19 protein-coding genes are annotated in these 18,598 nt (G+C 25.3%); 2 read left to right on the top strand and 17 right to left on the bottom strand.

Annotated features, from left to right (window positions below; all coding sequences use genetic code 4):
* A complete protein-coding gene (locus tag SPM_RS03660) occupies positions 1-3,663 on the bottom strand; it encodes an AAA domain-containing protein (RefSeq protein ID WP_004028242.1) in 3,663 nt (1,220 codons plus the stop codon).
* 206 nt (positions 3,664-3,869) lie between these two features.
* Here SPM_RS03660 and SPM_RS03665 point away from each other — a divergent pair, with 206 nt between their 5' ends.
* On the top strand, positions 3,870-4,394 hold the full coding sequence (locus SPM_RS03665) for a hypothetical protein (RefSeq protein WP_004028243.1): 525 nt from the start codon (positions 3,870-3,872) through the stop codon (positions 4,392-4,394).
* A gap of 65 nt (positions 4,395-4,459) precedes the next feature.
* On the opposite strand, the gene SPM_RS03670 is transcribed toward SPM_RS03665, so the two are convergent.
* The 4 genes from SPM_RS03670 to SPM_RS03685 all read right to left on the bottom strand — a co-directional run bounded on the left by SPM_RS03670 (position 4,460) and on the right by SPM_RS03685 (position 8,532).
* A complete protein-coding gene (locus SPM_RS03670; RefSeq protein WP_004028244.1) occupies positions 4,460-5,059 on the bottom strand; it encodes a hypothetical protein in 600 nt (199 codons plus the stop codon).
* Between the two features lie 437 nt (positions 5,060-5,496).
* Positions 5,497-6,273, bottom strand: coding sequence for a hypothetical protein (locus SPM_RS03675; RefSeq protein ID WP_004028245.1), 777 nt, complete (start codon positions 6,271-6,273; stop codon positions 5,497-5,499).
* Positions 6,274-6,340: 67 nt separating this feature from the next.
* Entirely contained in the window at positions 6,341-7,354 is a 1,014-nt protein-coding gene (locus tag SPM_RS03680) for a hypothetical protein (RefSeq protein ID WP_004028246.1), read from the bottom strand.
* Positions 7,355-7,560: 206 nt separating this feature from the next.
* A complete protein-coding gene (locus tag SPM_RS03685) occupies positions 7,561-8,532 on the bottom strand; it encodes an IS30 family transposase (RefSeq protein WP_004028247.1) in 972 nt (323 codons plus the stop codon).
* 317 nt (positions 8,533-8,849) lie between these two features.
* Here SPM_RS03685 and SPM_RS03690 point away from each other — a divergent pair, with 317 nt between their 5' ends.
* On the top strand, positions 8,850-9,095 hold the full coding sequence (locus SPM_RS03690) for a DUF3688 family protein (protein WP_004028248.1): 246 nt from the start codon (positions 8,850-8,852) through the stop codon (positions 9,093-9,095).
* A 19-nt stretch (positions 9,096-9,114) separates the two neighbouring features.
* On the opposite strand, the gene SPM_RS03695 is transcribed toward SPM_RS03690, so the two are convergent.
* The 12 genes from SPM_RS03695 to SPM_RS03745 form a co-directional block, all read right to left on the bottom strand.
* Positions 9,115-11,310 carry a spiroplasma phage ORF1-like family protein gene (locus SPM_RS03695; protein ID WP_004028249.1) on the bottom strand — a complete coding sequence of 732 codons (2,196 nt, stop codon included), beginning with the start codon at positions 11,308-11,310 and terminating at the stop codon, positions 9,115-9,117.
* Positions 11,310-11,579, bottom strand: coding sequence for a hypothetical protein (locus tag SPM_RS03700; protein ID WP_004027785.1), 270 nt, complete (start codon positions 11,577-11,579; stop codon positions 11,310-11,312). Before SPM_RS03700 ends, SPM_RS03695 begins: the two co-directional genes overlap by 1 nt.
* Positions 11,580-11,590: 11 nt before the next feature.
* Positions 11,591-11,827: a hypothetical protein gene (locus SPM_RS03705; RefSeq protein ID WP_004027616.1), complete on the bottom strand. Its 237-nt coding sequence runs from the start codon at positions 11,825-11,827 to the stop codon at positions 11,591-11,593.
* On the bottom strand, positions 11,827-12,225 hold the full coding sequence (locus tag SPM_RS03710; RefSeq protein ID WP_004028250.1) for a hypothetical protein: 399 nt from the start codon (positions 12,223-12,225) through the stop codon (positions 11,827-11,829). The genes SPM_RS03705 and SPM_RS03710 overlap by 1 nt, the downstream gene beginning before the upstream one ends.
* Positions 12,218-13,231: a hypothetical protein gene (locus SPM_RS03715; protein WP_004028251.1), complete on the bottom strand. Its 1,014-nt coding sequence runs from the start codon at positions 13,229-13,231 to the stop codon at positions 12,218-12,220. Before SPM_RS03715 ends, SPM_RS03710 begins: the two co-directional genes overlap by 8 nt.
* A complete protein-coding gene (locus SPM_RS03720; RefSeq protein WP_004028252.1) occupies positions 13,231-13,434 on the bottom strand; it encodes a DUF2649 family protein in 204 nt (67 codons plus the stop codon). The genes SPM_RS03715 and SPM_RS03720 overlap by 1 nt, the downstream gene beginning before the upstream one ends.
* 152 nt (positions 13,435-13,586) lie before the next feature.
* Positions 13,587-14,024 carry a DUF3627 domain-containing protein gene (locus SPM_RS03725; protein WP_004027790.1) on the bottom strand — a complete coding sequence of 146 codons (438 nt, stop codon included), beginning with the start codon at positions 14,022-14,024 and terminating at the stop codon, positions 13,587-13,589.
* Entirely contained in the window at positions 14,017-14,388 is a 372-nt protein-coding gene (locus SPM_RS03730) for a hypothetical protein (protein WP_004028253.1), read from the bottom strand. Before SPM_RS03730 ends, SPM_RS03725 begins: the two co-directional genes overlap by 8 nt.
* Positions 14,389-14,926: 538 nt before the next feature.
* Positions 14,927-15,175, bottom strand: a complete 249-nt coding sequence (locus SPM_RS03735; RefSeq protein WP_004027792.1) for a hypothetical protein — start codon at positions 15,173-15,175, stop codon at positions 14,927-14,929.
* On the bottom strand, positions 15,175-15,324 hold the full coding sequence (locus SPM_RS06430; protein WP_004027793.1) for a hypothetical protein: 150 nt from the start codon (positions 15,322-15,324) through the stop codon (positions 15,175-15,177). Before SPM_RS06430 ends, SPM_RS03735 begins: the two co-directional genes overlap by 1 nt.
* A 109-nt stretch (positions 15,325-15,433) precedes the next feature.
* Positions 15,434-15,619 (bottom strand): hypothetical protein, encoded by a 186-nt coding sequence (locus tag SPM_RS03740; protein ID WP_004028254.1) that lies wholly within the window; start codon positions 15,617-15,619, stop codon positions 15,434-15,436.
* An 83-nt stretch (positions 15,620-15,702) separates the two neighbouring features.
* The gene (locus SPM_RS03745; protein WP_004028255.1) at positions 15,703-18,513 is read right to left on the bottom strand and encodes a cation-translocating P-type ATPase; all 2,811 of its coding nucleotides are present in this window, start codon (positions 18,511-18,513) and stop codon (positions 15,703-15,705) included.
* Between the last annotated feature and the right edge of the window lie 85 nt (positions 18,514-18,598).

The following is an 18,598-nucleotide window of genomic DNA, read 5'->3' on the forward strand; positions in this document are numbered from 1 at the left end:
CTATTTACCAATAATTTTTTGTACAATCCTATTAATAATATCTACTTGGTAATTTTTAAATAATCAATTACTATGTAAAATTGCTTCAATTTTTCATCCGCGGTCAACTAAATACTTTTGACGATAAAAATCATATTCTTTTTGTTCAACTCCAATTGGATATGTTAAATCATCACAAATAATTCCTAATACATAATGGTCCTTTTTCTGATCATATACCGTAACATCAATTTGATAAGTTCCTTGCACTGTATATGTTGCAATTTGATAACGCTCATGGCCACTTAAGGCTGCTGTTAAAGCTGCTGCAACTTCTGCTGTAAATTGTCGATTAATTTTAGAAACTTGTTGTTCTTGAGCATAACTTTTTGCTGTTGTTAACTTTGCTAATACTTTGTCTTCTTGATCTTTTCCGCGGTTTAATTGCTCAACATATTCTAAATAATATTTAAAGTATCGTGGGCCAGGATGTTTTGAATCTTCTGAAATTAATGATGATGGAAATGACTTAACAATATAAATTTTTTCTTTTGCCCGAGTAATTGCCACATTTAAACGGTTTTCACCACCAGCTTGCGATAAAGGACCAAAGAATTGCGTAAATTTATTATTCTCGTCCCGCGCAAAACCAATTGAAAAAATAATAATATCGCGTTCATCACCTTGAATATTTTCAAGATTTTTCACAAATAAACCTTCATTCCGCCCATTATGCACTCGATGTAATTCTTGTTCTAACGCTGGTGTTTTTTCAAATTCTTCCGTTAAATATTGTCAAATTAAGTTTTTTTGTACTTCGTTAAAAGTAACAACCCCAATTGTTTCTTGTTGTTTTCGAGTTGTAATAATTTCTTTTAATAAAGCAACAATTCGTTTCGCTTCAGGAATATTACCCCGGTTTTTTCATACCCCATCAGGAACATCAATTAATTTTAACGGAAAATCCTTTTTTGTTTTATTTGAAATCATAATTAAATTATTATCATAAAAGGCAGCATTTGAAAAATTAATTAACTCACTATATTTTGACCGGTAATGAAATCGTAACATACTAGAATTATATTGTTTACTAGCAAAGTCAAGTAAACTCTTATCAGTTAAGGTTGTTTCAAGGGCTAACAATTCTTCGTTTTGTTCTCACCCATCATAATCAAACCGTGATGAAAAGAAATTTGTTGGTCCTAATTGTTTTTTATCCCCAGCAACTAAAATTCGTTCTGCACGATAAATAATTGGAATTGCTCGTTCCACAAAAATTTGTGATGCTTCATCAAAAATTAATTGGTCAAACTCTTGATGATTTAATGGTAATAATTGGGATGCAATATCCGGAGTTACCATAATAACGGGAAATAAAACTTTAATTAATTCATAGTTATTTTTAAAAAAATAAGTAATTGATCGTTTTGTTTTTTTTCGACATTCTTCGATAAGTTTAGGTAACGTTTCAATAAAATTTGCTTTAATAACATCCCGAATTTGTTGATGGTATAAATAAGTTAAATATTCTGTTGTATTAAGCATTGATTGATTGCTTAATTTAGTTAGTTCTTCACGTCAATTTAAAGTTCCAACTTTTAATAACTCAGCATGTTCTGTTTGATAGCAATGAACAAAATAATGTTGATAAATTAATGGCAAATCTGCTTCAACTTTAACAACAGTTCCTAAGTAAGCATATAGTTCATAATTTTTATCTTCACGACGCAAGCGATCATTTTGGTCAATCAATTCTAAACGATTAACAAAATAATCAATATTTTTAAATTCCGTTGTTAATGCCTCAATTAAAGTTGTTTCTTCAATTTTAAATAAATTAAATTTATTCTCATCAACACTATTAATCGTATAACTAACAATATTATTTTTTAAGACATTAAATATTAATGCTAAAAATTTATGTGGTTTTAATCCTTCAGCTTTTTTTAACATTTTTTTAAATTCTTTGACACGAAAACGATGATAAATTTCTGCAAAATGGGGAAAATCATTAAACAAGGCTAAAAATTTTTGAACGATCATCGTATTTTGATAAATTCGATGACAATGACGAGAATAATCATCATATTCTAATTCAAAATAATAAAACTGACTTAATAATTCAAAATCTAATGTTAATGGCTGATTTTTAACATTATTTAAAAATTGTAAATAATCTTGATAAGCATCTTGACGTGCAAATATTTTATATTTCTTAATATTATCAAATAACTGATCCATTTTGCTTAAATACATTGCGCTTTCGACTTCTGGATATAATTGATTAATATTATTAATACTATCTAAAATTTTTTGATAAAAACTCTCCTTTTCTTCTAAGTTAGTAATCATTAAACAATAATTTTGAATTTTTTTCATATTATTATAAACTACTTTAATTGCATCTTGTTTTTCCGCACAAAACAAAACTCGTTCCCCACGGCATAAATTATTAACAATTAAATTGCTAATTGTTTGTGATTTTCCAGTTCCAGGTGGACCTTGAATAATCGTATTTTTTTCTAACGATTTCTTAATGGCCACTTTTTGGGAAATATCATAATTGTTAATTGCCATTACTGTTCTTTCATTTAATTCTTCTTGATACCGTAGTTGGTTTTCCGCTCAATCCTCTTCAATACTATATTCATTTTGAAAAATTTGACTAACAGAATTATCAGTAACTTTCTCTAAATCACAATAATCTCGATATAACGTTGTTGATGAAATATTATACATTCCAAGATAGCAATCAAATACTAACCCTAAATTATTAACTTGATAATTATTGGCTAAATATTTCTCAAAGTTATCAGCAATATTAGAAGATAATTGTTCATTTTGTTTATAGTAATTTAAATTATATAAATTATTTATTTTATCTTCATTTTTAACCTTAAATCCTAATGTTTTTAAATCTGTAATTGCTTTTTGAAAAATATCATCCGTTAAAGTTAAGGAATCAAAACTAAATTCAGCCACATTATAATTACTATCTTTAATTTGACTTAAACGAATTGCTGAATTTAATAAAATTTCATCATGTTTCGTTGCTAAAACAATTTTAGTTTTTGTACGACTAAGTTCATTTAGTGGTCATAATAATAATGGCGCACGAAAAACTTTTTGTGATTGTGTTAATCCTTCAATGTATGGCCAACCAATATATAATGGATTAATATTTCTTTCAAAGGAATATAATTTGGCATCTTGTAAAATTCGAATAAATTTATTAAAAATTTTTGTTGTTTCTTCACTAATGATTTTTTCTAATTTTAATAAGCTTTCTTCACTAACTTTTTTTCCATCTTTTTTAACAAACAACGTAAAAATAAATTCAAGAATTTTTGAATAATGTAAAATGGGATACTTATTGAATGCATGCTGCTTTAAGTGTGAAGCAAATTCTGCATCATTTTTACTTTTATTAATAATTCCTCCAACGTAACCACAAATTTCCCTAATTGTTTCTCCAGATAATTTAGTAATAATAAGATTTTCTTTCTTATTAATATCTTTTCAAACTTTTTCTGGGCTTTGGTTTGATAAAAATAATAAGTCTAAGAAATTAATAATATTTTTACTTTTTGTGTTAATTTTGGTTAAAAAAATGTCTCCCACTGATTTATCATTTAACAGTCGTTTTTTGTACTCACTTAAAATCGTTAGAATATTTTTTTTCATAGTCTTTCTCTTCCTATTAATATTACTTATATTAGCATATTTGTTAAAAGTTGTAAATTATTGTAGAAAGACAAATGTCTTAAAAATAAAATTTTATGAAATAAATTTAGTTAAATACTACAATAATTTTTAAAAATAGTATATTATTAGCATAGTGTATGACTAATTTATTTAGTAAATAGCATTACGTTGATGAGGATAATAGTATGAACGCTATTAATCAATTATTAAATACATTAGAAAATTACGGCAGTATTACGGGAACTAATATTGTCAAAATCCAAACCTTACAAAAAAATTATACCATTAAAGATAATTGTTATTTAGTTCAAAAAAAACAAAATTCAAATGAATATTTCTTTTTTGCTAATGCTAAAATATTACCTTGATGAAATTATGAATATGATAATGATCAAAACTTAAAAATTATGAAAAATAACAAGGAAATTATTGAAACAATTCCGAAAGAAAGATATTTATCATTCAAAAATGATAAAGATGCAATAACTAGTAGTCAAGTCGTAATTCCCTTACCGTTAGTAAAACCATTAACCGTATCTGAACTAATTAATGATTATGCTTCAGAACATATTATTCGAACTTTTATTACTGCTCTAGTCCCATTAGAAATTGTTGAAAAAATTACAATAAAAAATATTGAAGCAATTAAAACTAATGGTGGAAATGAACAAATTTGAAGTTTTTCACAACATATTAATAAAACGAAATAAAATGATATTAGAATTAATACTAATATCATTTTTAGTTATGTTTTTAAACAATTTATTATTGAGCCTTATTTATCTAATTCAGCTTCTTGTTCATGTTGATTTGTTTGTTGTTGATCTAAATTTTTTAATTGCTCATTAATTGATTTTATTTGTGCTTTACTTAAATCTGTTAAATTTGGTTTTGGTGCAATTGGTGGTTTTCCTTGCCCATTAATGCCATTTAATTGTGGTTCTTTTGTTTCTACTTTTCGTAAATTATTTTTCATTTTCATAATTTCTTGTTGCAAAATACTTGGTGGTGCTGGTGGTGCTTCTTTTGGTCTTTGAATTTTATTTTGCATCGTATCACTTTTTACTCGTGGTTCCACACGATAGCTTTCTGTGCTTCCTGGGATTGGCGGTGCTGGACGATGTGGTTTTAATGGTTTCAAATTTTCATAAATTGGCTCATTATCATTTGTAATAATTTCTTTTAAAACTTCACGATATTGGTCATCTTTAAGATGTTCTCCAATTGTTTGACTCATTGCACTCATAAATTCCGACGAAACTTTTGAAGCTTCTTTATTACTAAAACCAAGTTTTTTCAAAAATGAATTAAATGACTTTTTAAGTGATTTATAAGCTGTTTTTAACGTATTTTTTGCTTTTGAAGTAATTCCCATCTTATTTACTTCCTTTTTTAGTTTTTAATTGGCTATGTTTTATAAACAATAAACAATTAAAGTAATTTATTTTAAAAATATTAGTAATATTTTTAAAATCATATACGATATTAAAATTAACATATTTAATTAAATTTAGCAAGGATTATTTTTAAAATAATGTAAATTGTAATTTAATAAAAATTAATATTTATTATCAATCATAAGATAAGATTATCTGATTTCCAGCCAGTATAACCACATTGCTCTCCCAATTCAAGTTCCAAAACTACGACCAAATTGATATAATAATAATTGTAAATATCATTCACTGTCTTGGCCCATATAATATGTAAAACCAATTTTTTGTTTAATTTCAATACCGGTAATACGACTTATTTTCTCATATTTATCAAAAAGATAGAAATTAGCATACTCTTTTGCATCTTCTAACGTTGTTATAAATAATTATATTTTTTCATATTCTTAAAAGTTGCTTTAATTGTTCGTTTTTTCTCGGCAGTATTGATTGAGAAAAAAATTTTTTGCTCTTTTGTAGCAGGATAACTAACATCTTTAATTTTATTAGTTTTAATTACCACAGTAATAATCATATCATCACGATCATGGTTCAAAAAGAATTTATATTGACCTCAAATGGTTTCTTCTGTCACTTGATTTTGAACCATTAGGTTTCCTTCAGCATCATAAATACTATTAAGATAATATTCTTTATTGCCGGTTGTTACTAAATTTTTATTTTCTGGTAAATCAGGATATAAATCAAAACTTTCTGGTAATTTTGATTTTTTATTAATTTCAATATTTTTTAAAGTAATATGATATTTTCTTATTAATTTTAAAATATAATTAAATTTTCTTAAATGATGATTAATACTCCGAAAAATTAATTTAATTAATTTATAATTTCGAAAAGAAACATAATAATTTTGACTTTTAGTATTTTCTCCTTCATCATTTAAAATAAAAATCATTTTAGCACGAATATAACTTTTAAAAATAATACTATCACTTTTTATTCCTGTTCTAAGAACATTTTTCTTAAAACGCCGATTATCACGTTTAATTAATCGTGTTAAATTTTTCTGATAATTCTTCATTTGAACTCGAAAAGATATCGTTCCTAAAGTAATCATTGCAATAAGCGATGAAATAGCAATAAAAGCTTCTCAATAATTTGCTAAAAATTTTCAAATATTTTCAAAAATAACCATTAATAATGATTTAAGTGTTAAATAATTTTTTTACTTTAATTAAAAAATAAGTAGTAAACTATAAATACTACTTATTTCAGCGTTTTGATTTATTAATTCATTTTGTGATTTTAAAAAACCCTAAAACTTTACTGCAAAAAAAACAAAAGCCTTTTTTACTTGAATAATTTGTTTGATAATAATTTGGTAAGTTAATATTTTCTTTTTTTTGATTTACTTCTAAGTCATATAAGAATTGTTTTTTACTAAACTTTGGTGCAGATTTTTCTTTTTGTGGGTTTTTACTTAAAGTTTTAGCATCTTCTTGCTTCTGCTTAAAGATTGCAGTTTCATCCGTTTGTTCTTGTATTTGACTTAAAAAACTTGGTTTTTTACTTGGATCAATACTATTTGTATCAGAAATCCCTCGTCTACGATTAGCAATTAAAGTATGGTCTTTTGTTACAACATTCAAAACATTTTCTTCAGTTAATTTCTTTTTGCTAGCATTACCATTCTTACGAACAACAGTTTGCTGATTTGGTTTCTCAATCAGATTTGTTGCAAAGTTTGGGGTTTCTTTTCGCCCTAATTTTGGTTCTTGCATCACATATATCCCTTTTGCTGGATCATAAACAATAATTGCTGGTTGCTTTTCATTATTATTCTCATCAAACAAATCAATTACTGGACGATTATCGTTTTCTTTCTTAATGCTTATTCCATTTCGTTTTGCTAAATATTGGGGTGAAAAACGATCAATTGGTAACACTTTTTCACTTCTAAGGTTAGCAGTATTTAAATTATATTGTTTTGGTAATCCATTGCTTGTTGTATTAACTGTTTTAAAAATATTATCATATTTTGCCATACTAAAATTATAAATCCCACCACGGTTAGCTTGTTCACGGCGAACTTTTGCTGCTTGCATTTCTTTATCACGACGAGCATAATATTCAGCAATCATTTTATTTGCTGGCTCAACCTTGCCTTTACTACTATGACGAATTAGTTTATCTAATGTGTAAGAATTTATTTTTTTACTTAATAACTTATTTTCTTTTTGATTTAAGTTTCTATCTTTTGTTTTTTCACTAGCCATATTTTCTCCTTATAATCTTTCTTATTATATCAAATTTTACATTAATTAGAAAAACAATTTAAATTCTATTATTAGTCAAATAATATAATAAAAATCATAAAAAATCAATTATAAATTTTTAAAAATTAAAATATTTATAATTTTTATTTCATTTTAAGGAAAATTAAGCACACTGAAAAATAATTTATTAAATTGTTCAAATAAACTTATCTAAAATTCTCTAAAAATACCTCTTTTGCTGTTCTTCAATTTAAAATAGGCCTTAATTTTTCATTTATAACTTCAACTACTCAATCTATTTTTTGTTGACTAATATTATTAAAATCAGTTCCCTTAGGATATCATTCTCTAAGTTCAGAATTCATATATTCAATTAATGGTTTTTGTTGTGGTGAAGCAGGATCACAAAAATAAACTTGTGTTTCAGCAAATATTTCTAATTCTCTTCATTTACTAAATTCTTTTCCTCTATCAGTTATTATTCCTTTAATTTTACCAATTAAATTATTTCTTATAACAATATCCTTAAACTTTTTTACAACTTCATTAGCGGTATGATTTTTCAATTTCATTACAAAGTAATTTTTACTTAATTTTTCAACTAAAACTAAATTACTAGATTGATGGTCTTTTCCAACTACGGTGTCCATTTCAAATCAACCAGCATCAGATTTTTTATTTTCAATATCTCATATTGATTTAAAATTAGTTAATTTACCACGATTATCAAATTTCCCTTTTATTTTATATTTTTTACCACGATGACGTAAATTCTGTTTTAAAAAACCATAAAAACCCAAATAAATTCATTTATACAATGTTTTAACACAAACAGGAAATTTAATACCAAACTTTATAAAATAACGATGAATAAGTTGTGATGGAGAATCACGATAAACATTAAATCTTATATTAATAAATTTTAATTGTTCTTCTGTAAACTTATATCTTTTATTATTCTTTTTTCTTTTCTCATAATACATTTTATCTGACTTATAAGCACTATATTCATCAATAGTTTTAAAACGCTTAATTTCTCGCAAAATAGTACTACGATTTCTGTTCAAACATTTAGCAATTTGTGAAATATTTATTTCACCATTCTTTTTTAAAAATAATTTTGATAATAATAATTTTTCCAATTTAACCTTATCAATAAAACTTAAATGACTATACATAACATTTATATACCTTTCATTAATTTTTTATATACCTTTCATTAATTTATAAATTTAATATTAAAATTATTTAATACATTATTGATATATGATAAAATCAATTATAGCATTCAAGTAATTTTAATAAAGGAGAAGTAAAATACGAAAAAATGACTTAGCATTTTAGGAGCAATCGGATTAACAGCAATAAGTACAACATCATTAATTAGTTGTAAAAAACCAAATAACAATGAAAACGGGGGGGTAATAAACCAGAACCTTGAAATCCACAACAACCGCCAATTGGAAGTAATTGAAAGTTAATCCCATTAGACAAATTGAATAGGAATCCAGATAATAAATGATATATTGGAATTGTAAAAAAGAAACAAAATGATAATTTTTCTATTATAAAATTTAATTTTTCAAATAAATCAATTTGAGATAATAGTGGTGTACCTTATCATATTATTAATGATGTATGATATCTTTTTAAATCATATTACTGTTGAGATGGCAATAATGAACCGGAAATACCAACAATTGATAATAAAACAGGAAAAATTACAGATTGAAAAGAATAAAAGGACTAACAAGTCCTTTTTAAATTAATCGTACAAATTTCATAAATATAATTAATAAAAATATATTTGTTATTGTATTATATAATGCTGGACTAAATTTTCAAACTTCAAATGTTTGACTAAAAAAACTGTATATTGTTTGAAAAATCTTACCAACACCACTTGCTAATTCATTCACTTGTTTTACCCCAGGAATATTATTGACAATTCAAATTGCAGCATTTCGAATATGACACGCTAAATTATATCAACTACAACTTTCATATTGTGCTTGTCATCATTGCCCATCAGGGAATAATCCACCATTATTTATTCCTTGTCAATTATAAATTCCAAAATTAAAATCATAATAACGATACATATCATTTTCTTTTTGTGCTTGTAATTCAAAAACATTATAACCGATTTTTTGTTCTTCAATTTTCTTATATTTTAAACCATATTTATCTTTTAAAGCACCTTCAAAAATATAACCCTCATTTTGATTAATATTATAATCATTTGCAACTGAAAAATCATAATTAAATACATTACCATAATTTGTGTTATAAAACCGATTTTTAAATGCTGAATACAATTTAATATCTAATTGATTATATTTATCTGAAAAATAAAAATAACGAGGATAAATTTTAAAACCATTATTTGCTAATAAACCATATTTTTTATTATATCCTTGCACATAAGTATTATTTTCCAAGTCAAAAATTGTTCGTAAATAATCTTTATAAAAGTTTTGCGAAACTGTAAATATACTATTTAATAATTTTTCAAATTGATTTTTATTAATATTATTTTCATCAATTAAAACATCTCTAAAATTAACTAATTTCAAACCAAAAAAGTTAATTAAAACAGTATCATATTGTAAATTATCAATATAACCACTTTCAATAAAATTACTACGATTTTGAAATACAGGCACCAAAGCGTGTACAAAAAATGCTTTTAAAAACTTATTAATATCAATTTGTCCTTTCATCTGCTCAAAAACCCGCTTACCAGTATTGGGAGTACTATCTTGATTATAATTATATGTTTCAGCACTAAAATTAAAGATATTATCTTTTTCTTTCATAAAAGTAAACAAAAAACCTAAATCATCAGTATATCGATAACTATTTGCATTATTACCACCCCAATATTGTTTAAAATGTGTTAATTCTAAACTACCAGCAACAATATTTTTATGTTCATCAATCGTTAAAATCATCCGATAAATTGATTTTCTAGTTAAAATAATATCAGGTTTTCAATCTAATTTTTCCATATTATTAATAATTTCAAAATCAAAAATTATTCTTTGACTACCTAAATTTAGGTCATCATAGTTTGGATTTCCGCCTTGCTGAACTCTAATATTTTCTTGTACAATAGCATTAATATACTTTAGCAAAAAAGAGCGAGTATTTTGATATTCATTATCAGTATAAAAAATTATTTCACCTGTATCTTTAACTTCTGGTGTTTGAGGTTCATCATTACCATTTCAACAGTAATATGATTTAAAAAGATATCATACACCATTAATAATATGATAAGGTACACCACTATTATCTCAAATTGATTTATTTGAAAAATTAAATTTTATAATAGAAAAATTATCATTTTGTTTCTTTTTTACAATTCCAATATATCATTTATTATCTGGATTCCTATTCAATTTGTCTAATGGGATTAACTTTCAATTTTGAAATTTTAAATTAACTTGTTGTAAATTATCAACACTTTTTTCTAATTTATTAATAATTTCAACAGTATTAAAATACTTAGCAAAAGAATAAGAAAAATTAGTTAATTCTTTTAAAAATTGTTTTTTGTCAACATCATAGAACTTATCAATATTATACTGTTTAGCATAAGTATCTCAATTTTTATATAAATCCATAAATTCATCACTAGGTTTATCAAATGAAATTCCGGTAGAATAACTATCTTTTAAAAAGTCTAAATATCACTTATCATTATAAGTTAATGATTGTGATGTTTTTAAAGTCGGATTAATAAAATAATTTGTTTCCGACCAATTTTCAAAGAAACTACTGCGTAAAAACATTGTATTAATAAAATCCGTTTCATTAATTCCCGTTGTTTGTTGATTAACAGTATAATTTTGCTGATTTAAGGGTTTAAATGCTGTTAAAGTAATAAAAGGAATAATTAAACCTAAAATACCTAAAATAGATATTGCAAATAAAGATAATGACTTACGCATTATTCTTTACTACCTTTAACTATATCTTTATTAATTTTTTTCTTAATTCATAATATTAAATCAATAATTCCCGCAGCAGTTAAAATTCAAAAAATTATATATCCAATACACATAATTGAAGAAACTGAACCAAATTTACTCAAAAACAATTGAAATTCTTTAATATCAATATAAAGAAAAGGTACGAACATTCCTAAACTAATTACCAAAAAATATAATAATATTTTTCATCATTTTTCTTTTAAAAATTTTAAAATTTTACTTTTCATAAATTCAACTCCTAACTATACAGTGTTTTTGAAACAATAAACCCAACAATATATAAACTTGATATTGTTAACATTAACGGATGACTAAACAAAATTGCCATTTTACCAAACAACGAAAGTAAAAAAGTATCAGAATTATATAAATCCATAATGATATTTTTTGCTGATGTCAACTGATTAATAATAACTGTAATAAATCCTGTTCCAAAAATAGCAATTGCCGCAACTAATAAAACTAATCTAATCATTATTTATGCACTCTCCGATATCCTTGTTCTCTTGTTTTTGCTTGTTTTGCTAAACTTGATAATTGTTGTTTATTACGATTAATTTTAAACTGTTTACGCTCTTTAATATGTTTTTGCATACCTTGTTTAGTATCTGAAACTCCACGAACAGTTGCAGAATAAATATTTGATACACCTGTTTGTACTGTTGAACCTAATTCGTTGTATTGAGTTCTTGTACCGTGAATTGCATAAATAGATAACTTAACAACCATAAAAAAGATAATAAAATAAGCAATTGTCGTATTTGTCATTGGCAATTTAGTATTTCAAATTACATCAAAAATAAACAAAAATACATCAAAAATAAAACTAAAAATCTTATCTCAATTACTACTTTCTGATAATAAATTAATCATTTTTACCACTTCCTTTTTCTTTTTTAGGTTTTAAATTCTTTTTCAAAATATCAATATCAAACAATTCTAAACGCTCTTTAACACTCAATTTAGTAATTTCTGACCAGTAATATTCTTTATAATTAACTATTTCATCATTTTTTAAATCACGAACAAACTTTAATCATTGACTATCATATTTCTGTGCAAATTCTAACGGAATAATTATTTTAAAAAACCGAATTCCTAACCCAACATCCGACTTATGTTTTGCTCGTTTACCTTCTGCTGTTCGTTCTACTGATTTTGTTTTTCAAATTTCATAATCCGTAATATCTTGAAAAATACCAATTCGCATAATAAAGAACCGATTAAAAAAATTAAATCCTTTTTTAGCAATAGGTTTTTTCAGTGAAATTGGAATAATAATACCACTTGCTAATTGCCTAATATTGTTTCAAATCATACCCTCACGCTGAGCTGTAAACAAAGCACGATTGCCAAAATGTCTTGCTAAAACAATTCACGGAATTTTACCACTATGAACCTTTTTCTCATCGTGCGGACTAGTTCCGTCAATATATAAATAACTTTCATCAAATAAAATAACACTATCATCTGGGGGAACTGGTTTTGTTCGATCTGTAAAATCTAAATTTTTAAATGTTAAAACTTTAACTTTATCATCTTCTAACGGATAATTACTATAAATCTTATCTGTTAATAGTTTCATAGTTTGTGATAAATAAGTTAAAAGTAATGTTTTTCCCGTTCCTAATTTACCAATAATTACCGATAACGGATTATCTCAAACAAAATTTACTAACCGAAAAGCATTTAACTGATAAAATATGTTTTTTCAAATTCATCATACAAAATAAACACATTGCAAAGCAAACAATAATCAGAATACTAAACCAGTATAATTTAATGAAATTATTCAAAGTAATAAATCAATTAAACTAAACAAAATCATTGAACCGCTAATATAACAATAATTTTTTAAGAAAAATATAAACTTTTTCATTACTTAAAATACCCAACTATTTTAAAAATCATTCATAACAAAAACCAAGTTAAAAACAAAATAACAATTCAAACACCAACCATCAGAGTTAAATATTCATTTTGAGTCAAAGTCCAAGTTGTAATACTTTCAACATTTATTTTATCTATAAACAAAAATATATGAATAAAAAACTCTTTTAATTTTTCTCAATCATTTTGCATTTTTAAAAACTCCACATTTTTTGAATAAGTTTAAAAAACATCCCAAAAAATAAAACGATAAATAATACAAACGATATAACATATAAAAATTCAGGGGCATTTGAACCAATAATATAACTAACAAATTGAACTCAATAGTCATATAAACTCATTTAATTTAAACTTTCTAAATCATTAATTAATTCTTGCTCTTTTTCAACACTTCAATTTGTTAAATTATTATTGTTATTTGTTTTTACTTTTTGAGGTTCACCAGAGAATAATGCTTTTTTCATTTGTGTAAAATAATTTTGTTTATATTGATTGTATAAATTTATTAATTCTGTTCCAGTTAAATATTTTCAAATATGGCGTTTTAAATTTTCATCATATTTTACAATAGGATAAGAATTATCATAAATCAAACCAATAGCTACTTGATCAGAATGTTTTTCACTCGGATAAATAAACTTATTACTTAATCAAAAACCAATATGTTTATTATGATTAGGCAAATTTATAAAACTTGCTTTATCTGTTTCAAAAACTATCAATTCCTTACTAATAAAATAATTTGCTATATTCTGATTTTTCTTATAAAAATTACTCAATTTTTTTCAACTCCTTACTAGGTAATTTGTCATATTTTGAATTATTCTTTCTTTTTAAAACAATTTCATAATAATCTATATGTTTATTAGTTTTATAACATTCATAAGGTTCTTCACAATGACTACCATTAATTCATTCACCACTACTTCAAAAACAAACAATTTCAAAATCTTCTTTAAATAATTGTTGTCGATTAGGACAATTCTTACAATCGTGATTCCCGGGTCTATTTTCTAAAAATTTTATATATTCATTTTTTTCAGTAAGTTTATTTTCATAAAAAATTTTTACTTTTTCTAAAATTTGCTCACGTTCTTGTTGAAAATATATTTCATCATCCCCAAGATTTATAATTTTTTCCATAATTAAATACTCCTAACTAAATATTTGAAAACATTGATTATTAACAATGTTATACATAATGCTAATATATTGTTTATTTAATGTTTAATAAACAATGTTATTAACAATGTTAAATATATAAAATAGTAAAAATTGGCACACTGAAAAATACTATTTAATTTATAACTAATAGTTATTAAAATATAAAATTATACTCTTATAATTAAGTTGATATTTTTACACTATATACTGCCTACAAGTTTTTAGAAAAAGAAATATTTTTTACAACATTATTTATATTAAATCCTACTAATAAACTCAATATTATGAACAATAAACAATATAAATGTAACTACTATTGGCGATATAATCATATTTATTTCCACAATAGGATTTTTCATCTTGTTAACATTATCAATAATAACCAAAATAATTAAATTTATTTAAAAATAAATTTGTAGGCAGTATATAGTGCAAAAATAAACAACAAAATTATTTATTCAATTCACATAAAAGCTAGTGTGCCATAGCTAAAATATATGATCAGTTATACTAAATATTAAAATCCTTTAACCATAACACGGAAAAAGTTTAATATCTTAACAATAACAAAAATACCAAATGGAATTAAAATAATTCACGCATCACCTAAAAAAGTCATTAATTGTGGTAATACAGCATAAATTGCTTCTTTAACTTTCATCATTGCATTACCCAATCCAGTTCAAATAGAACCCATTCCATCTGAAATAGTAGGCGTATCTGCTGCTAAAAAATTAATTGCTGTTGTTAAATACATACCTAACATTATTTTTTATCCTCCTTGTTTTCAATTTCTTTTTTATCTTTTTTCTTACCTCGAATTTGGCGAATTTTTTGATAAATTGATAAACCAATTCAAGCAAAAATACCTAATATAATAACAACACTAAATATTGTCGTTAATCAAACTGGCATAACTTAATTCCTCCTAAAATCTAATTTTCGCGACACGCTCCGCGTGTTCGCTACGCTCAAAATAAACTCTATATTGAATAAATTACCGCTAATAAATTACGCGGATAATTTATTCATCTTCTTTTACATTATTAATTACAATATTATTAACAGTATTAATAACATTATCTTTTCCATACTTAATTACTAAGGACCGCAAAATAAAATAATGTTTCTTTTCAATAAAAAATCAACCCCTTTCTGAGTTGATTTGTTGCACTTCACTTACACAATGCCAAATAAATAAAAAAAGCACTCAAGTACTTTTAACAACTTAATTGCTTAATATAATATTTTCTAAAAATTATTTGTTTTAACAACGATTGGTTTATAATTTTCTTATTTTAACTTTCCCAGTTTTTGCAAGTGTTGTTTTAACCCATGATGTCATCAAAAATGACAAGCATCAGTTATCACAATAATTGTCACAGGAATCATTGCCATTGCTAAACAAGCAGGGATAAAATATCAATTATTTAAATTATAAACTTCTAAATCATTTAAATTTAATACTTTATTATTAATTCAAGGAATAAACAAAATAATAATATTTAATAAAACTGCTCCTATTGCGGCATAAATTAATGGGCGATTAATAATTGGGGTAAAGCGTTTTTTTATTTTTCAATTTGTTAAAGTAACAGTATTAACAAACATACTTGGTGCACAAGTTAAAGCAATAAAAATCCCTGTCCGTCCAAAATCAGAAATTTGTAATTTCATTTCAATTGTAATATTTGGATCACTACTTCGTAAAAAATCAAAAACTGTTTGATAACCATAGACTTCGTATGCCTGAGCAGGAACGAAACTCATTCCAAAATAATAAGCTCCAATACAAACACTTGTTGTTAGAATAGTAATTCGAATCATTGGTCCTCAAATATTTCGAAATAAGGGATTTTTCCCTTGAACTGGTTTAATTGTCATTAATGTATCATCATTATCCGCCATTCCAATACAAATTGCTAAAATTGATTCAATAACTAAATTCATTCATAAAATATCAGTTGCTTCTACTGGTGAAACATGATTAATTAAGGATAAAATAAAAATTGATAAAACATTTGCTAAATTAACCCCAATAACAAAAGTAATTGCCCGTCGGATTTTTTGATAAACATTGCGCCCTTCATTAACTCCTTTAATAATTGTTTCAAAATTATCATCCGTTAAAATAACATCCGCTGCTTGCTTTGCAACATCTGTTCCGGTAATTCCCATTGCTACCCCAATATCCGCTTTTACTAAACTTGGAGCATCATTAACACCATCACCTGTCATTGAAACAAGATAATCTTTCTGTTGTAAAATATTAACAATCCGAACTTTATGTTCAGGATTAACTCGAGCAAACACTTTAATATTATCAACAATTCGAATTAATTGCTCATCCGTCATTTCATTTAATTGTTCAGAAGAAATTACTTCATATTCTGAATAAGCTAAGTCTAACTCCTTAGCAATTGCTAGAGCAGTTGTTGCATGATCACCAGTAATCATAACAACTTTAATTCCAGCAGCGTGTGCTTTTTTCACTGCTTCAATAGCAGATAAACGAACAGGGTCAATCATTCCAACTGCTCCTAAAAAAATTAAATTCTTTTCTAATGCTTCTGGGTCTTGCTCATCATCAAAGTTAGTATTATAAGCAAACGCTAACACCCGTAATGCTTGCGCTGATAAATTATCTGCTAACTTTAATAACAGTGCTTTATCTTGCTTAGTTAATCTTAGAATTTCATTCTGAATCATAATGCGATCACAACGTTCTAATAAACTATCCAATGCTCCTTTTGTAAAAGTTGTACTAACCCCTTCAATAAGATTCAAGGTAGACATTAGTTTCCGTTCAGAATCAAAAGGAACCTCATCAATTAGTTCTCATTTATCACGTGAATCTTGTTCATCATAAGCAAATAATTCAGCATAATCAACTAATGCTAATTCTGTTGGATCACCAATCCGTTCCTTGTCTTCAGTAACACTATCATTACATAAAACTAATGCTTTCAAAAATAAATCCTGGTGCTGATCAAGACCACTATTAATGTATTTATCAGCATTAATTACATCATTATTCATAATTACTTTTTTAACTGTCATTTTATTTTGTGTTAAAGTTCCTGTTTTATCAGTACAAATAACATTGACACTACCCAATGTTTCCATACTAGCAAGTTTCTTAACAATTACATTTTGTTTCGCCATACGTTTGGTTGAAAATGATAAAGTAATAGAAACAACAGCTGCTAATGATTCTGGAATAACTCCAATTGCTAAAGTAATCGCCACCATTAAATAATTGGTTCATCCATTTTTATTACCATTAAAGTATAATGCTAAAAAGATAACAATAGCAATAATAAAACTTAATCCAGCAATTCAATAAGAAAACTTTGTTAGTTTTTTTTCTAAATTTGTGGCAGTTTCTTCTGTTTCATTAATTGTTGTTGCAATTTTTCCAATTTCTGATTGTTGACCAACCTTAATAACTACACCAACTGCTCGCCCAGCTGTAATAAAAGTTGACATAAAAGCAATGTTTTTCATTTCTGCCAAAATTGTTGTTGGTTCAATTGGATAAGCTGTTTTATGAACAGGAACACTTTCCCCAGTTAAAATTGCTTCATCAATAAATACATCAGATTGTTCAATAATCCGTAGTTCAGCTGGAACATATTTTCCTGCTTCCAAAATAACAATATCGCCAACTGTTAATTCATTAGCTGGAATTTCTTGCTGTGAATCATTTCGAATTACTACCGCTTTTGGCTTTGATAGGGATTTTAAAGCTGCCATTGATTTTCGCGCTTTTACTGTTTGAATTGTTTCTAAAATTGCATCAAGGATAACAATTGCAGCAATTACTGAAAAATCAATAAAATACTCACCCTGAATTTGTCAATTATTTCCAATCATTGGTGCAATTACTGAGATTACAGCTGCTACAATTAAAATTAATTGAATTGGTTCAATTAATGCTTTACCAAAAATAACATATCATGGCGTTACTTTACTTTTTGGTAATTCATTTTTGCCATATTGTTTTTGCCGAATAATTACTTCTTCTGAAGTTAAGCCAGTTTCAAAATTAGTTTTTAAATTAGTTTCTAAGTTGCTATTAGTCTGGGATATATATTCTTCCATCATTAATGACCTTTCTATTTTATTGTGTTGTTAATTATTATACCTTAAAAATATTATTTTAGAAAAGTTATTTTTACTTCAATCA

This window comes from Spiroplasma melliferum KC3 (assembly GCF_000236085.2).
Taxonomy (GTDB): domain Bacteria; phylum Bacillota_I; class Bacilli_A; order Mycoplasmatales; family Mycoplasmataceae; genus Spiroplasma; species Spiroplasma melliferum.